General features: G+C 41.7%; 15 protein-coding genes. 5 read left to right on the forward strand and 10 right to left on the reverse strand.

What is annotated here, in order from left to right; genetic code table 11:
* The first annotated feature begins 147 nt into the window (after positions 1-147).
* Complete coding sequence (locus MTF68_RS05190) at positions 148-1,242, forward strand: NADH:flavin oxidoreductase/NADH oxidase (RefSeq protein ID WP_248461889.1); 1,095 nt, start codon at positions 148-150, stop codon at positions 1,240-1,242.
* A gap of 79 nt (positions 1,243-1,321) precedes the next feature.
* Positions 1,322-2,500, forward strand: coding sequence for an MFS transporter (locus MTF68_RS05195; RefSeq protein ID WP_248461890.1), 1,179 nt, complete (start codon positions 1,322-1,324; stop codon positions 2,498-2,500).
* Between the two features lie 75 nt (positions 2,501-2,575).
* On the opposite strand, the gene MTF68_RS05200 is transcribed toward MTF68_RS05195, so the two are convergent.
* From MTF68_RS05200 to MTF68_RS05215, 4 genes are all read right to left on the reverse strand, one after another.
* Positions 2,576-3,433 carry a DMT family transporter gene (locus MTF68_RS05200; RefSeq protein WP_055253837.1) on the reverse strand — a complete coding sequence of 286 codons (858 nt, stop codon included), beginning with the start codon at positions 3,431-3,433 and terminating at the stop codon, positions 2,576-2,578.
* A gap of 219 nt (positions 3,434-3,652) precedes the next feature.
* A complete protein-coding gene (locus tag MTF68_RS05205) occupies positions 3,653-4,402 on the reverse strand; it encodes a FadR/GntR family transcriptional regulator (RefSeq protein WP_004587131.1) in 750 nt (249 codons plus the stop codon).
* 512 nt (positions 4,403-4,914) lie between these two features.
* Positions 4,915-5,916, reverse strand: a complete 1,002-nt coding sequence (locus tag MTF68_RS05210; protein WP_248461891.1) for a Gfo/Idh/MocA family oxidoreductase — start codon at positions 5,914-5,916, stop codon at positions 4,915-4,917.
* Between the two features lie 288 nt (positions 5,917-6,204).
* Positions 6,205-7,221, reverse strand: coding sequence for an AraC family transcriptional regulator (locus MTF68_RS05215; RefSeq protein ID WP_248461892.1), 1,017 nt, complete (start codon positions 7,219-7,221; stop codon positions 6,205-6,207).
* A 176-nt stretch (positions 7,222-7,397) separates the two neighbouring features.
* Between MTF68_RS05215 and MTF68_RS05220 the strand changes: the two genes are divergently transcribed.
* On the forward strand, positions 7,398-9,008 hold the full coding sequence (locus MTF68_RS05220) for a GMC family oxidoreductase N-terminal domain-containing protein (protein ID WP_248461893.1): 1,611 nt from the start codon (positions 7,398-7,400) through the stop codon (positions 9,006-9,008).
* Here MTF68_RS05220 and MTF68_RS05225 read toward each other — a convergent pair.
* The 3 genes from MTF68_RS05225 to MTF68_RS05235 form a co-directional block, all read right to left on the reverse strand.
* The gene (locus MTF68_RS05225) at positions 9,003-9,827 is read right to left on the reverse strand and encodes a class I SAM-dependent methyltransferase (RefSeq protein ID WP_248461894.1); all 825 of its coding nucleotides are present in this window, start codon (positions 9,825-9,827) and stop codon (positions 9,003-9,005) included. The two genes, MTF68_RS05220 and MTF68_RS05225, sit on opposite strands and share 6 nt — an antisense overlap.
* A gap of 3 nt (positions 9,828-9,830) precedes the next feature.
* On the reverse strand, positions 9,831-10,229 hold the full coding sequence (locus tag MTF68_RS05230; RefSeq protein WP_029774450.1) for a hypothetical protein: 399 nt from the start codon (positions 10,227-10,229) through the stop codon (positions 9,831-9,833).
* Positions 10,230-10,296: 67 nt separating this feature from the next.
* Positions 10,297-10,716 (reverse strand): DUF3429 domain-containing protein, encoded by a 420-nt coding sequence (locus tag MTF68_RS05235; RefSeq protein WP_054981772.1) that lies wholly within the window; start codon positions 10,714-10,716, stop codon positions 10,297-10,299.
* Between the two features lie 254 nt (positions 10,717-10,970).
* Between MTF68_RS05235 and ahpC the strand changes: the two genes are divergently transcribed.
* Positions 10,971-11,540, forward strand: a complete 570-nt coding sequence (gene ahpC, locus MTF68_RS05240) for an alkyl hydroperoxide reductase subunit C (RefSeq protein WP_004587118.1) — start codon at positions 10,971-10,973, stop codon at positions 11,538-11,540.
* Between the two features lie 156 nt (positions 11,541-11,696).
* On the forward strand, positions 11,697-13,280 hold the full coding sequence (gene ahpF / locus MTF68_RS05245; RefSeq protein ID WP_248461895.1) for an alkyl hydroperoxide reductase subunit F: 1,584 nt from the start codon (positions 11,697-11,699) through the stop codon (positions 13,278-13,280).
* 111 nt (positions 13,281-13,391) lie between these two features.
* Here the strand turns inward: ahpF and MTF68_RS05250 are convergent, their stop codons facing one another.
* The 3 genes from MTF68_RS05250 to MTF68_RS05260 all read right to left on the reverse strand — a co-directional run bounded on the left by MTF68_RS05250 (position 13,392) and on the right by MTF68_RS05260 (position 16,087).
* Positions 13,392-13,640, reverse strand: coding sequence for a hypothetical protein (locus MTF68_RS05250; protein ID WP_248461896.1), 249 nt, complete (start codon positions 13,638-13,640; stop codon positions 13,392-13,394).
* Between the two features lie 17 nt (positions 13,641-13,657).
* Positions 13,658-15,685 (reverse strand): ATP-binding protein, encoded by a 2,028-nt coding sequence (locus tag MTF68_RS05255; protein ID WP_248461897.1) that lies wholly within the window; start codon positions 15,683-15,685, stop codon positions 13,658-13,660.
* 180 nt (positions 15,686-15,865) lie between these two features.
* On the reverse strand, positions 15,866-16,087 hold the full coding sequence (locus MTF68_RS05260; protein WP_024032720.1) for a hypothetical protein: 222 nt from the start codon (positions 16,085-16,087) through the stop codon (positions 15,866-15,868).
* Between the last annotated feature and the right edge of the window lie 36 nt (positions 16,088-16,123).

Genomic DNA, 16,123 nt, shown 5'->3' on the forward strand with positions numbered 1-16,123 from the left:
AAAAACCTATAAGGCCCTGTTGAATGTTTTGCTCCACGGTATTTATTCTCGTTTTGACACTATAAAAGTGAAGTTTGATCCCCATTAACCCTTCATACCGTAAGCTATAGCATTTCGTACTAAAGTACGCGTATTTAAGGAATATTCATGAGCCAATTATTCTCACCTTTAAAGCTCGGTGAACTCACTTTAGACAACCGCATTATTATTGCGCCTATGTGCCAGTACTCAGCAAATCAGGGAGCTGCTAGTGATTGGCACACTATTCATTTAGGGCAATTGAGCTTAAGTGGTGCAGGGTTATTAATATTAGAGGCCACCGCGGTAAGCCCAGAGGGGCGCATTAGTTACGCCGATTTAGGGCTTTGGAATAACGAAACCCAGCAAGCACTGGGCAAAAGTTTAAAAGCGCTTAGGCAATACAGTCCTATGCCTATTGGCGTTCAGCTTGCGCATGCAGGGCGAAAAGCATCTACTGAAAAACCGTGGGATGGCGGTTGTGCAATTGCACCTAGCGATGAAAACGGCTGGCAAACACTTGCGCCTTCTGCACTTGCCTACGATGACAACGCCTACCAGCCAAAGGCTATGACAAAATCGGATATAACCCAGCTAATAAACGATTTCGTCAGTGCAGCAAAACGCGCTGATGAGCTAGGGCTTGATTTAATTGAGCTACATGGTGCGCATGGTTATTTGTTACATCAGTTTTTATCGCCTCTTTCAAACAAGCGTGATGATGAATACGGGGGCAGTTTGCAAAACCGTATGCGCCTTGTGCTTGAGGTGTTTAAAGCACTAAGAGCTGAATTTGCAAGCCATAAACCGGTAGGCATTCGAATCTCTGCGACTGATTGGGTAGAAGGTGGCTGGGATTTAGCACAATCTATTGAGCTTGCTAAAGCATTAGACAAGCTTGGCTGCGATTTTATTCACGTAAGTACAGCAGGGCTAAGCCCAGAGCAACAAATACCGGTTAAACCTAACTTTCAGGTACCATTTGCAACCGCTATTAAAGAGGTAGTAAGTATGCCGGTAATAGCCGTAGGTTTAATCACTGAGCCACAACAAGCCGAAGATATTATTAGCGAGCAGCAAGCCGATGGCGTAGCACTAGCGCGAGGTATTTTGTATAACCCGCATTGGCCTTGGCATGCTGCAGCGCAACTTGGTGCAACCGTTAATGCGCCTAAGCAGTACTTGCGATCTAGCCCGCATGGGCAGCCTTCACCTATTAAGTAACCCACACTTTTACATTTACCATGGCTACCCACTGCATTTATATGCAGTGGGTTTTATTATTTATAAATTAGAGTTATTTATGAACCAATCACGTGCACAGCCAGTGCAAATAAGCAATACCTTAGTGAGCATTATTGCTCTGTGCTGTGGCCTTATTGTGGCAAATATTTATTATGCCCAGCCTATTATTGAGTTATTAGCGCCTGATGTGGGTTTAAGTGCGCACAGCGCCAGTTTTATTGTGTCGCTTACACAAATAGGCTATGCAATGGGACTGTTTTTTTTAGTGCCATTGGCTGATTTAGTCGAAAACAAACGCTTAATGCTCATTACCTTAGCCATAACATTTTTAAGTTTAATAGGCGCAGGCTTAGCGCAAAGCCCAAGTGTAATGTTGCTATTATGCTTATTGGTGGGGGCGAGCTCTGTATCGGTGCAAATATTAATACCGCTTGCTGCGCATTTATCCTCAGATGAAAAACGCGGGCAAGTACTGGGCAATATAATGGCGGGGTTGTTACTGGGTATTTTATTAGCCAGGCCAGTTGCAAGTTTAATAGCCGATCATTTTGGTTGGCGAGCCGTATTTTATTTTGCCACAGGCTGTATGGCATTTATAGCCAGTGTTATATATTTTGCTATACCGAGCAGGCAACCGGCACACAATACAACGTACTTTAAGTTATTAAAATCGCTTAAGCAGCTAATAATACAGCAGCCCGTGCTGCGTCAGCGGGCATTGTATCAAGCGCTTATGTTTGCCTCTTTTAGCTTATTTTGGACCAGCGTACCGGTTGTATTAGCCAGAGAATATGGCTTATCGCAATCGCAAATCGCCTTATTTGCTTTAGTAGGCGCAGCTGGTGCTATTGCAGCCCCTATTGTTGGGCGTTTAGCCGACAAAGGTTACACGCATCAGTTATCGTTACTTGCAAAAGTGATTGCTGCTGCGTGCTTTTTACCCAGTATATTTGAGCTTCCGCACGGTATTATTATTTTAGCGCTTACGGGTATGTTTATTGATTTTGCTGTGCAGGCAAATATGGTGCTGGGTCAGCGGGTGGTATATTCATTAGAGCCGCAAAGCCGAGCTCGCTTAAACGCCATATACATGACCAGTATTTTTGTTGGCGGAGCGCTTGGCTCGTTAATGGCAAGCCCACTATACGAAGCTGGTGGCTGGGAAAGCGTGGCGTTAGTGGCAGCGGGTATGCCAGTTATATCACTAGTCGGCTATTTAATGACAAGTAAAAAGTAGCGCGATACAAGTTATATAAAATTTTGTTATTTAAAAGGCCAGCGCAGTTATGTGCTGGCCTTTTTATAGAGGGGATTATTGTTTTTTAACACTCGAAAATGAGCTACCCACCGAGGCTATAATCACTAATAAAATAGCCAACCATTGCCACAAAGTTAATAACTCGCCAAGTATAATAAACCCAGCAAGGGCCGCAAATGCAGGCTCTAAACTTAGCATAATACTAAACCCTTGAGCGGGCATATTACGCAGTGCAACCATTTCTAGTGTATAGGGCAGTGCGCTTGATAAAATAGCAATGCCTATGCCCAGCGGTATAACACTCCATGTAAACGCATTGCTTTGTAATATGCCGCCATAAGGTACAAGTACAATGGCTGCTACGGTCATGCCGAGTGCGACCGTTGCGCCGCCTGAGCTTTGCGTGCCGGTTTTTTTGCCAAATAAAATATAGGCTGCCCAGCAAGCACCGGCACCTAGCGCGAGTATTACGCCAATTGGGTCTAGGCTTTCTTGGCTGCTCATATCGGGCAGTAACAGTAAAATACCCGCAATTGCACACGCCACCCAAAATAAGTCGCGCTTAGCGCGTGAGCTAAATAACGCCACCGCTAATGGACCGGTAAATTCAAGCGCAACACCAATCCCTAAAGGGATACGTTCAATGGCGTAATAAAATAAAATGTTCATTCCGCCTAGGCTTAAACCGTATACCACAATTGATAACCGATTACCTTTAGCTGGTAGGTGTTTCCACGGTTTAAATATTAAACACAAAATAAGTGCAGAAAAGCCAAGCCTAAGTGCAGTAGTGCCTTCGGGGCCAACAACAGGAAATAACTGCTTAGCAAATGAGGCGCCAGATTGAATTGTGATCATTGCTAAAATAACGCACACAAGCGCGAGCAAAAAGTCTTTAGTGGATGATTGCATTGTTTTCCTTGGTAACAATCGTCTAGTTTTGCGCAGTGTATCTGTTTTTTATTGGCTAAGTAATAGCTTGTATGGCATACACATTAAATTTGGGAGGGAGTGACTAATATGTGCGATGAATTAGCGTAACTGCTTATGCATAGCTAAAGGCAAACGCTGAGTGCCTTAAAATAAAAAAGCCAGCGAATAGATCGCTGGCTCATAAACGTTTAGGTCGTTTTAGTGTGTTTTGCTAGCACTTTTAACTAAGCCATCTAAAGAATAAAGGCCACGTTTTTCATCATTTTTACGTTTGATTTCTTCAAGCGCACGCGCTTCAACCGCGTCAAATAATGCATTAATTAAACGGTTAAAGTGTTTATGCATTGCGGTACGTGCGGCGCTTGCGTCGTGTGTTTGCAGCGCATTATAAATAGCGGTGTGCTCATCCATTACGCAATCGTTATTGTTTTTACACACACTGCCATAATCAGCCACAATTTGTGAATTGTTTAAACGTAAATCCCATAAATTTGCCACTGCATACTCAAGGGCTTTGTTACGTGTAGCACGCGCTATAATTTCGTGAAACTCGCGGTCTGCTTGTTCTACATATAAGCCTTTTTCCATGGCTATTAGCGTTTGCTTTAATTGAGCTAGTTCTTCATCGGTGATTGATTGAGCGGCAAGTGCAGCTATTTCACCTTCAATGAGTGCGCGAGCTTGTGTTAGCTCAAAAGCGCTGATCTCTTTTGTTTTTACAGATGTTTCTTGTTGTTCTATTACATAAACGCCTGAGCCGGTTTTGACCTCTACGCGGCCTCGTACTTCTAATGCAATAATAGCTTCACGAATTGTTGGGCGGCTTACGTCAAACATGTCGGCAAGTTCTCGCTCTGGTGGTAAACGACTCCCAGCAGAAAACTCTCCTTGGTTTATCAAAGCTTCAACTTTATCAACAATGCGCCAAAATAAGCGACGGTTTCCCATATTCTACCTTTATTACCTTAAGGAATAGCGGCTAATAGGCTCAAATAGCCTAAACCTACTGTTATTAGCAGAGGTTACCCCAAAATTCACTATTATGTCAAAATTCTAAAGTGATGTAACGGTCATATAATATTATAAATGAGTGTTAACCTATTTATGTTACCAATTTAGTATAAATTTTAATAATTGGCTAGCTTGATTGGTCATGTTTTTGTGTGCTAAGTTAACTTTGCTCATTTATATAAGCGTGCTTAGAGCAAGCTAACTTTAATGGATTGAAATGTGTGCAATCTAGGCGCGGGTTAATGGTGGTGCGAAGTGAGTAACCTAGTGCGCCTAATAACTGGCGCTGCCTTGGTTGAATGGTGAATAGATTTATGCAAATTAAACCATTAAAAATCTACACGCTTAAATAAAGAGCCTGTGTAATTTAGCTGTACCTAATAAAAAATAAGTAAGCGCATAATTACAACTAGGCTCTTGCCTTGATTGCCCACGGATGGGGGTCAACTTTAGTCCGCTGCTGCGTTTTTATCATTAGGGTAAACTACCCCAAGCTGTTTTCTTGCGGTATCAAGTACGTTCATTACGTCGCGGGCAAGCTGATGTGTATTAATATCTGACTCTAGCCTTTGCGCGTTTATGGTTTGCATAAAGTGCGCAACTTCGTATTTCATAAAGTGCTCATCAAATTTATCAGAAATAACCTCAACCTCCCCGTTATTGGCAACAAACTCTATGTGTTTTAACTGCGACACGGCATGTATTCGTAAGCGTCCGCGCTCACCTTGTATTTCGGTGATGTTATCGCCTTGAGAAATTTTAGAGTAGCTAATAACGGCTTGTTTATCATCGTAATTTAATAATACGTCGCCTGCACCATCTACGCCTGTATCTAATAGTACCCCACTGGCACTCACGCGCTGTGGAGCGCCCCAAAGTGCTATAAGTAGGTAAAGCGGATACACACCTAAATCAAGCAAAGCGCCATTGGCAAATTCCGGTAAAAAGGTATTTGGGCGTTCGCCATTTTTGTATTTATCGTAGCGTGATGAGTACTGGCTGTATTGGCCTATAAACTTACGGGGTTTACCAATTTTACTCAGCGCATTTTTAAGTCGCGCAAAATTTGGCAAATGCGTGGTCATCATTGCTTCCATGTAAAGGCGTTTATTGGCATTAGCTGCAGTTAAAATAGCATTTAGCTCTTGGCTATTAGCGGCTGAAGGTTTTTCGCCTAGTACATGTTTGCCTGCTTCAAGGCACATTACTGCATATTGCTTGTGTAGGCTATTTGGCGCTGCAATATACACCGCATCAACATGGGGGTCTTGGCATACCAGCTCAATTGAGGTGAAAATTTTTACATCGGTATTGGGGTGATTAGATAAAAAGGCTTCGCCGCTTGATTGTTTGCGTGAGCACACACCGTATAAATTAAATGCAGGTAACGTATTTGCTGCGCTTAGTAGGGTATCACTAATAAAATTTGTACCGACAATGACAAAGTTCATGCCTGCTCCTTAGCTTAAATAATAAGAGCCGTTACTTTAACATTTTTTTGCCCTGTATGCTTTAGGGCGTGTTGACCTTTGGTGGTTGAATTTACAGCAGTATGTTTGGTTTTTAGGCAAGGCAGAGCCTATGTAGTGTGGTTATTCCCCCATAAATAGGCGATAACGCAGCATAAAGACCAAACATGCGCTGCCCTATGGGTTCTTTCTAGGGACGATTGACTCTTTGTTGCTCGATTTTTACTTAGCCCACTAGGTTACAAACCTCGCGCCGCGATTAAATCGCCCCTAGATTGAATAAATTTCAATCCACAAAGTTCGACACGCCCTAGGAGAATACCCAAACCAGCGTTTAACACTTGCGCATAAGGTAGCTTGTTCGTGATAGCCTAAAAGCATTGAAATAGTACTGATAGAGTATTGTTTTTGAAGCAAGTAATGCGCTGCCAGCGCCCGGCGTGTGGTGTCTTTAAGTTTTACAAAGCTGGTGTTATGTTTAGCTAATTCACGGTGCAAGGTACGCGGGTGCATATTAAGTGCCTCGGCAATAGTTTGGTTTGAACACTGATAAATAGGCAGCATTGGCCTTATTAGTGCGCTTACTTGGGCAGGTAATGAGTGACTGTGTTCGTTGCGTTTAGCTAAAAAATTAAAGGCCGCGTCGGTTTTATTAAGGTTATTGTGGTTAAGCTTTATCGATAAGTCGGCTTTGTTTATTACAATGCCCGCACTGTTGCGGTGCTCTATTACTTTACAGCCAAAATAGGTTTTGTATGCGAGTGTATTAGTTGCCAGCTTTTGCGGTAAAAACACAGTGCGAGGCTTGCACTGATTATTACTTAATTTTTTAATTATGCTCATGGCTAAGCCAAGCGTGAGCTCTATGGCTTGGTTTATTTGTGGTAGGGGCTTTAGGTTAAATTCAAACGATAAAAATAAGCTCTCGTCATTATCTAATGAGTGCGTTGTTAAGCACAATGCGGGGCTGTGTAAGTGTAAATATTTAACCACCCAGCTAAGCGCTTCTTCTAAATTAGTCCCACTTTTAGCGGCTATGGCTATGTGGCCTAAAATATCAAAGTTTTGTTTATTTGCTAATTTAAGCCCAAAGCTTGGGCAGTTAAGCGTGTGGCTGCAGTACTCTAATAAATTTGCATAGCTCAAATAGGGTAAATATTGGTTTTCAAGGTTATTAAAGTCGACAGTGACCTTACAGGTTTTCATTACGCTTGCTGGGTCTGCGCCAAGTTCTTTAATTAACGAGTCTATTGAATATAAAGAGGTGGCACGTATTGGGCTGCTCATACACTGGCGCTGTAAATTAAAGAAGGTGTCTAAAAATATCAAGTTTTTAGGATTTAATCTATGCACTATAGAGCGAATAGCTTGCTGCAATAAAACTGCTTATTTACAACTGCATGGATGCACAAAGCAGAAGCAGCTACCAATAAGAACTAAATAGTGATGATGCAAAGGCACCTATGAGTAACCACACGTTTGATTATATTATTATTGGCGCAGGCAGTGCAGGTTGTGTGCTGGCAGCGCGTTTATCAGAAGATCAGCATATAAGTGTGTGCCTAATAGAGTCGGGCGGTAGCGATAAGAGCGCTTTAATACAAATGCCTGCGGGTATTGCGGCCAGTGTGCCATACGGAATAAATAGTTGGCATTACAACACGGTACCGCAAAAGGCGCTTAATAACCGATGTGGCTTTGTGCCGCGGGGTAAAGTGCTAGGTGGGTCTAGCTCTACTAATGCCATGGTGTATATACGCGGTAATAAATACGATTACGATAACTGGGCACAAAATGGCAACCTTGGGTGGGACTACAACAGTTTATTACCCTATTTTATAAAAGCCGAAAACAATAAAACGTTTAATAACGCGTTACATGGCACAACAGGGCCATTGCATGTGCAAGAGCTGACTAAGCCAAGTGCGGTAAACTCTTGCTTTTTAAAAGCGTGTGTTGAGCAAGGAATACAGTTAAATGACGATATAAATGGCGCTGAGCAACATGGAGCACGGCTTTCGCAGGTTACGCAACATAATGGTGAGCGCTGTAGTGCTGCAAAAGCGTATTTAACACCGCACTTAAATAGGCCTAACCTTAGTGTGTTTACCCACAGCCACGTTAATAAAATTATAATAAAAAATAAGGTCGCCCACGGCGTAGAGCTTGAGCGCGGCGGTAAAATTATTACATTAATGGCCAAAAAGGAGGTGCTTTTAAGCGCCGGAGCAATTAACTCTCCGCACGTGTTAATGCTTTCAGGAATTGGCCCTAAAGCGCATTTAGCAGCGCATAACATACCACTGGAACATGCACTGGAAGGAGTAGGGGGTAATTTACAAGATCACTTAACCGTGGTGCCTTTGTGTAAAGCAAATACTGCAAAAGGCACCTTTGGGGTAAGTGTAAAAGGCGCTGCAAGTATTATTAAAGGGTGTGCGCAGTGGTTTAGTAAACGCAGCGGAATATTAACCAGTAATTTTGCTGAGTCACATGCGTTTATTAATGTGTTGGATAATTCGCCTGCGCCGGATATTCAACTTGAGTTTGTAATTGGGTTGGTGGACGATCATAGTCGCAAAGTTCACCTTGGCCATGGCTATAGTGTTCACAGTAGTATTATGCGCCCCAAAAGCCGAGGGACAATAAGGCTTGCCAATAGCGATCCACGCAGTGCGCCGCTTATCGACCCTAATTATTTAAGCCACCCTGATGATTTATTGCTTATGCTTGCAGGGCTTAAAAAAGCGCTGCGTATTATGCAAAGCCCCGCCTTTGATAAAATTCGTGGTAACTTTGTTTACCCGCTTGATGTAAATAACGATTCCCAGCTTATTGAGTTTATTCGCCAAACTGCCGATACCGAATATCACCCTGTTGGCACCTGTAAAATGGGCACCGACAATATGGCGGTGGTTAATAGCAAACTACAAGTACACGGGATACGCAGCTTAAGGGTTATTGATGCCTCAATTATGCCTACCATAGTAACAGGTAACACAAACGCACCTGTTATTGCCATTGCTGAAAAGGCCGCTGATTTAATTAAATTGAGCTATAAAACAGGGTTATAAGGTGCGGTTGTAAAAGTCAGTAAGCCACGCCTGCCAGTCATCTTCTAGCTTAAGCATTTGTTGGTGCTTTTTAGCGTTAAAGTGTTTGTTTTCATCTTCGGTAGCAATAAAAGGGCCTACCCGACAAAGCGAGCAATGATTTTCACCTAAATACGCAGGCTTTGTAAGGTGAGCGCTTAGTTCGTCAGATTGCGCCGAGATTGCTTTAGGCGTGAACACATAAGTGATGCCACTGGTGTCTTTTACGTGTTTATCACGGTCTACGTTTCTTATTTTGTAACCATCAAACTGGTTAATATCAAAAGGCATTTGGCCCGCGTATTTAGCCTCAAGGCCATTACTTAAGCTGCCTTCAATATTCCACTCGCGATAGGGTTTTACATCTTTTGAGGTTATGTAGCAAAGCATAGGGCCGCTCTTGTCGAGCGCGTAATTGTTAGCGTATTTAATAAATTGATGTAGTAACGCGCGATTAAGCACGTTCATGCTGGTTTTTTGGGTGTTGCTTTCAAATGCTTCGCGCCCGACAAAGGCAGGAATAAGCGGAAACTGAAAAATAACTACATCAAAGCTGTGCTGGTGGGCAGCTAATTTTTGCCAACATAAAGGGTCAGTTACATCAAAGCAATTAATAACCTCAACATGACACTTTTTTAAACTACTTAGCGCATTGTGCTGGTATTTTTGCTCTATGGTTTCGGCGCTATCATAAGTAGATGCGACTAACTTTGCCGGTTTTATATGATTAACCACCGCATTAGAGAACGATAGATCGCCATCGCCTACGGTGAGAATTCGCCAATTAGGATTTAAATACATAACTTAATTAGATTTGTGAGTGTTTTGATCTGCACTTTGAGTATTTTGCGCTGTATTAGCACCATGCAAACGATGAAACGCAAGGCGTGTTTTAAGCCCTTCAATGGCTATTTGCTTTAAAATTAAATTAAAGGTAATTAAAATAGCAAATACAATATGAATAGGGCCATGTGTAAAACCCGCCTCTGGGTTATAAAGCGTAAGCCCAAACAACATAAATAACACCACTAACAGTATTTCTATTAATTGGTTTGAGTAAAAGCTGAGCCGGCCTTCATTTTTGTGATCTTTTTTAATACTAATAGCGCAAAAAAACGGAATAACTTTAATTTTAAAAGCGGCGTTTTTTTCTACGTAGTTTTCGCCAAGCTCGTTAAGCTGCTGGCGTAATGTATCAATCATGGTGCGTCCTTAAATAGCAGTGCGCGGATGTTACACTATTACGCCTAGTAGGTTAAGCAGCGCAAGGTTATTTTGGGTAAAGGCTCATACCAATGGTGAGTATGTGACAGACAAATACCACTGAGGTAAGAATAAAGCGCATTTTTTGATAATCGCGATGGTAGGTTTGCCATTGTGGTGTGGCTTTTTCAAAGATAAGAACTAACCAAAAACTAGCCCCTAACCAGGCAAGCGCCCACTCCAGCGGGATAAACGATAAAAATGGTACGGGTATAACAGGCACAACCGCTTTAATTGCATCGCTGTAGCTTTGCATCCCAGCGCGCCATAAATTGCCCGCCATAAATGCCAGTATAGCAATGCTGTAAAAAGTAAAAAACTCCAAGTTAACGCTATTACTGCCAAACATAAGCGGCCACGCTACACAGCCCAAAAAGGGTAGTAACCCCAAATAGCCAAGTTGAATATGATTAACAAATTTTTCCATTACAGCATGCCTTATGTTGTGTGTTTTTTAGCGCGGCTATTGTAGCAGTATTCTTAGCACTTAAAGGTAATAAATCGTTTACGAATAGAAGAGCTGGATAGTTCAATCTTAAAAATCGATTGTTTTAATCTAAACAATCAATTTTATTTAGTTTACCAATGGGCTTATTGTATTAATCAAGCCAACGCGAAAGGCCACACATTTTGGCTGCGTTGAGTAACTTTAAAACACTTTAAATATAAATGAGGAATACTATGAGCACTTCATTGATCAACACAAAAATTCAACCTTTTAACGCAACTGCATACCACAATGGTGACTTTGTAGAAGTGTCTGAAAAAGACGTACTAGGTAAGTGGTCAATCTTCTTCTTTTACCCTGCAGATTTCACGTTTGTATGTCCTACTGAGCTTGGCGATGTTGCTGATTACTACGAGCAGCTACAAGAAATGGGTGTAGAAGTTTACTCAGTATCAACTGATACTCACTTCACGCACAAAGCATGGCATGACACGTCAGACACTATTGGTAAAATTAAATTTCCAATGATTGGCGACCCAACTGGCCGTATTACTCGCAGCTTTGGCGTTATGATTGAAGATGACGGCCTTGCACTTCGCGGTACTTTTGTAATGAACCCTGAGGGCGAAATCAAAGTAATCGAAACGCATGACCTAGGTATTGGCCGTAGCGCTAAAGAGTTAGTACGTAAAGTACAAGCTGCACAATACATTGCAACTCACGACGGTGAAGTTTGCCCTGCATCGTGGCAGCCAGGTGAAGACACACTTGCTCCTTCACTAGACCTAGTTGGTAAAATCTAAATACAGGTTTAGCCACTTTTATGAGGGCAGGTAACTGCCCTTAAACCAACATCATTTCGTTTGTTGGTGCCTCCTATCTCAACTCGGATTCATTAGCACATGCATTAGTTGGCATGGGAGGCTTGCTGTTTAAATTTTCCTAAAAAGGGTTAAGCCATGTTAGATAACAACATTAAAAATCAATTAAAAAGCCATTTTGAATCGCTTACTCAACCTGTTGAGCTGCTTATTGCCTTGGATGACAGCAAAAAATCAGCAGAAGTAGAAAGCTTAGCAAACGACTTAGCATCATTAAGCGATAAGTTTACGGTAGTGAGCAACCCTGATTCGAGCGCACGTCGCCCATCTATGGTTGTGCATTCACCTGAAAAAAACACCCACATTACGTTTGCTGGCGTACCTATGGGTCACGAATTTACAAGTTTAGTGTTAGCGCTTTTACACACTGGCGGACACGCAAGCAAAGCAAAAAGCGAAGACATTGAACAAATAGAATCACTCAATCAAGAACTTAATTTTGAAGTATACATAAGCTTAAGTTGCCAAACATGCCCGCAAGTAGTGCAGGCGCTAAATACAATGGCAGCAACAAACAGCAAAATTAAAGCAACAATGATTGACGGCGCACTCTTTCAAGACGAAGTAGAAGAGCGCAATATTTTAGCAGTACCAGCTGTGTACTTAAATGGCGAACCATTTAGCCAAGGTGCATTAAGCCTGACCGACATTTTAAATAAAGTAGACACTAAAGGCGCTGCTAAGCAAGCTGCAGCACTAAGCGAAAAAGACGAGTTTGATGTATTAGTAGTCGGTGGCGGACCTGCGGGTGCCTCAGCCGCTATTTACTCTGCTCGTAAAGGGTTAAACACCGGTATAGTTGCCGATAGATTTGGTGGCCAAGTTGCCGATACGTTGGCTATCGAAAACTTTATTTCGATTAAAGCCACTGAAGGTCCAAAGCTTGTTGCTCAGCTTGAAGAGCATGTTAAAGAATACGATGTAGATGTAATGCATAACCAACGCGCAGCAGGGCTTGGTCGCGGTAGTAATGGTTATGAAATAACCCTTGAAAACGGGGCTACTTTAAAAGCTAAATCGCTTGTTTTAGCAACCGGTGCACGCTGGCGTGAAATGAACGTACCTGGTGAGCAAGAATATCGCGGCCATGGCGTAGCTTACTGCCCACACTGTGATGGTCCGCTATTTAAGGGTAAGCCTGTTGCTGTTATTGGTGGTGGTAACTCGGGTATAGAGGCGGCTATCGACTTAGCTAACATTGTAGAGCATGTAACGGTACTTGAGTTTGCGGACACGCTGCGCGCTGACGAAGTCCTTATTCGTAAAGCGAATAGCTTAAGCAACATCACTATTATTAAAAATGCGCAAACCACTGAAGTAGTAGGCGATGGTAAAAAAGTAACCGGACTTAATTACACTGACCGTGTAACAGGTGAGGAAAAATCATTAGCACTTGCAGGTATTTTTGTACAAATAGGTTTGATCCCTAATACCGAATGGTTAAAAGAGAGCGAGCTTACACTAAGCAAGTTTGGCGAGATAGAAATTGACGCTAAAGGCGCAACCTCATTACCGGGCGTTTACGGTGCGGGTGACGCGACAAATACGCCGTTTAAGCAAATCATTATTGCAATGGGTAGTGGTGCAACAGCAAGCTTAGGGGCGTTTGATTACTTAATTCGCCATAGCGAGCAAAGCAACCAAGACCAAAATGCAGCTTAATAGGCAAATCGTCTCTTGATGTAACAGCAATAGGTACACCCAAAAGCTGTTTGTTAACCCAAGCCGCCCTCTCCAAAGGCGGCTTTTTTAATGTTTATAACAATATCTCTATTAATCACAGCCACCAGAATCCCCACCGCAATCATTATTAGAGTGTGTATTACTAGCATAAATTGAAGAGTCAGTGCTTGTATAAGCTGAACGGCCTTGTGATGCCTTACCACTGATAAACGTAACTAATAGCAATACGCTTGATACAATAACAACGGTTATTGATGAACCCCATTGCTCAGTGGAAATGCCTTTAAATATGGCTAACAGCAGTACAGTAAAAAGTAATGTTCTTATTATATTTCTCATAGTATGTCCTTACTAAATTAAAGCGAATTTACTTTAGCTGTATGTTCTAAGGCATTAGAAAGCGCTTTTTCTATGTGCGGAAGCTTAAACGGCTTAGAGACAAACATATCCATGCCTGCTTGCTGGCAAGCTAGTTTATCTTGCGACGATGTATTAGCAGTTAGCGCTACAATGTAGGTGCTTTCGCTAGGGCAAATACGTTGTGCTCTCAGCGTTTTAGTGGCTTCAAAACCATCCAGGATTGGCATAATGCAATCCATAAAAATAAGGTCGTAATGCTTTTGCTTACACTTAAAAATAGCGTCTTGGCCATCAATGGCGCAGTCGGCTTTTACGTTTAACTTATCAAGAGAGGCATCAAGCACACGGCGGTTTATATCGTTGTCATCAACAATAAGTACACTGAGCGAATGGCTGTTTAACTCAATTTTTGATTGAATGTCGTCTATTATTTGCTCTTTACCAAGTTCTAGCGGAATATTAATACTAAACGTTGAGCCTTTTTGTAGCTCACTTGTCACCTTTATTGTGCCGCCCATGTATTCTACAAGCTCTTTTATAATTGCTAGGCCAAGTCCTGTGCCCCCTTTATTGTTTTTAGCGTCAACCTCTTGTGTAAACGGCGAAAATAAAGACTCTAAAAAAGCGGGGGTCATTCCGCGACCAGTGTCAGAAACAGTGATACCAAGAGATAGTGCATCGTTATTATTTATGAGCTGTGTTTTAAGTTTTACATGGCCTTGCTCGGTAAATTTTAACGCGTTACTTAATAAGTTAGAGGTAATTTGGCTCAGGCGTGTACTGTCGCAAAAGGCCCAGCAGCTATCATCAATTGTATTTTCTATGATTAATTCAACATGGGTTTCTTTAAATAACGGGGTATATAAAGAGGCTAAATCACTAAATATGGTTTTAAGCAGTACATCGGTTGGCTCTAGTTTTAATTCACCATGATTAATTTTAGAAAAATCGAGTACTTCGTTGATAATATTAAGTAAAATGTCAGCGCTGCGAAGCGCTATTTTTATTTTTTCGTCTCGTTTTTCAGTGTCTTTTTCATCTATTAGGGTGGTGAGCATGCCGGTTATGCCATTTAGCGGGGTGCGTAACTCGTGGCTAATTTTAGCAAATAGCATACTTCTATCTTCTAACATATGCTCTGCTTCGGCTTTTTTCTTTTTTAGCGCTTCTCTAAGCAAGATTGATTCGGTAATGTCTTGAAATGTACCAAATAGCCTTATGCAATTACCTTCGTGAAACTCGGCTTCTCCAAAAGTCGAAATCCAAATTTCTTGGTTTTGTGCAGTGATAACCTCAAGCTCTAAATCCCATTTTTCACCTTTGTTTATGGCGTTTTCTACCGCTTTATTTATGGCTTCTCTGCTGGGGCCCTCTTTGTAAAATTCAATCGCGTTATCAACTATTGGCTGGTAGTCATCGGCTACCTGATGAATGCGTTTAGTTTGCTTACTCCAATAAACTTTGTTCTCGATTAAATCGACCTCCCAAGTGCCGATATTAGCGATGTTTTCGAGCTTTGAAAGGGTGTAGCTATTTTTTAAAAGTTGCTCTTTCGTGTCTATTTTTGCAAATTCAGAGCCTAACCACTGAGCAAACAGCTCAATGTAATCGTAGGCTTCGTCGCTAAATGCAGTTGACTCGTTAGGTGATGAAAAGTTAACAGTGCCAAAGGTTTTATCGGCTACTTTTATAGGTGCGCCAATGTAGGACTCAAGTTGAAAATTTATGTAACAAGGGTGATTGGCAATCGTACTTTGTGAGGCTTTATGAAACGAAAGCGCCGAGCCTGCTGTTAATGTGTGGACGCAGTATGTGCCACCTAGCTCAAATTGTGTGCCGGGTAATAAGGCGTTATCGGGTGTTATAGCATGTAATACTGTGTACGTATTAGCATCAATTTTACTAATTATTGCTACATCAAGGCTGAACACTTCTAGGCCAAACGCGAGTAGGTTTTTAATTTTAGAATTAAAATCCAGAGTTTGGTCTGAGACTATATCGTGAAAACGCCTTAAAAAGTTCACCGCAATTACCTTAATTGTATTTTATATCGTTATGCGTATCGGCAGATAGGCACATTTATTTATATGTTTTTAACAGTTTATACCAACAGGCGTAAACCGTTGAGCAATATATTGAGTAATGGGTGTTAGGCTATCAAAACGCGAACTTAATTGTTTTGCTCAATTAGCAAACTTTTCTCATTAATAGGTAGAATTAGGCGTGTATTCTGGGTTTATGTCGCCGCCTACTTCTTCTGGGTCTACATCGTTTATAAGCAACACTTCGCGCACGGCTTCAATATGATCAAGCACTGTTTGATAGCGCTCGCCATATTCGTACTTTGTTACTTCAATTGCTTGCGGCATGTAAGTAAATGCAATTTTTAGTGCGTGTAACGCGTCTGGATTGATTTTATCGCTCATAAATTTCTCTCATTTTATCAATGTATAGTGATTAGT

The organism is Pseudoalteromonas sp. 2CM37A (genome assembly GCF_023161885.1).
GTDB lineage: Bacteria > Pseudomonadota > Gammaproteobacteria > Enterobacterales > Alteromonadaceae > Pseudoalteromonas > Pseudoalteromonas atlantica.

Excerpts from the sequence above, each read along its gene's own strand:
- MTF68_RS05200 (WP_055253837.1), bottom strand. The coding sequence starts at position 3,433 with ATGCAATCATCCACTAAAGACTTTTTGCTCGCGCTTGTGTGCGTTATT.
- ahpC (WP_004587118.1), top strand. The coding sequence starts at position 10,971 with ATGAGCACTTCATTGATCAACACAAAAATTCAACCTTTTAACGCAACT.
- MTF68_RS05260 (WP_024032720.1), bottom strand. The coding sequence starts at position 16,087 with ATGAGCGATAAAATCAATCCAGACGCGTTACACGCACTAAAAATTGCA.
- MTF68_RS05225 (WP_248461894.1), bottom strand. The coding sequence starts at position 9,827 with ATGTATTTAAATCCTAATTGGCGAATTCTCACCGTAGGCGATGGCGAT.
- MTF68_RS05210 (WP_248461891.1), bottom strand. The coding sequence starts at position 5,916 with ATGAACTTTGTCATTGTCGGTACAAATTTTATTAGTGATACCCTACTA.
- MTF68_RS05250 (WP_248461896.1), bottom strand. The coding sequence starts at position 13,640 with ATGAGAAATATAATAAGAACATTACTTTTTACTGTACTGCTGTTAGCC.
- MTF68_RS05215 (WP_248461892.1), bottom strand. The coding sequence starts at position 7,221 with ATGAGCAGCCCAATACGTGCCACCTCTTTATATTCAATAGACTCGTTA.
- MTF68_RS05235 (WP_054981772.1), bottom strand. The coding sequence starts at position 10,716 with ATGGAAAAATTTGTTAATCATATTCAACTTGGCTATTTGGGGTTACTA.
- ahpF (WP_248461895.1), top strand. The coding sequence starts at position 11,697 with ATGTTAGATAACAACATTAAAAATCAATTAAAAAGCCATTTTGAATCG.
- MTF68_RS05220 (WP_248461893.1), top strand. The coding sequence starts at position 7,398 with ATGAGTAACCACACGTTTGATTATATTATTATTGGCGCAGGCAGTGCA.
- MTF68_RS05190 (WP_248461889.1), top strand. The coding sequence starts at position 148 with ATGAGCCAATTATTCTCACCTTTAAAGCTCGGTGAACTCACTTTAGAC.
- MTF68_RS05205 (WP_004587131.1), bottom strand. The coding sequence starts at position 4,402 with ATGGGAAACCGTCGCTTATTTTGGCGCATTGTTGATAAAGTTGAAGCT.
- MTF68_RS05195 (WP_248461890.1), top strand. The coding sequence starts at position 1,322 with ATGAACCAATCACGTGCACAGCCAGTGCAAATAAGCAATACCTTAGTG.
- MTF68_RS05230 (WP_029774450.1), bottom strand. The coding sequence starts at position 10,229 with ATGATTGATACATTACGCCAGCAGCTTAACGAGCTTGGCGAAAACTAC.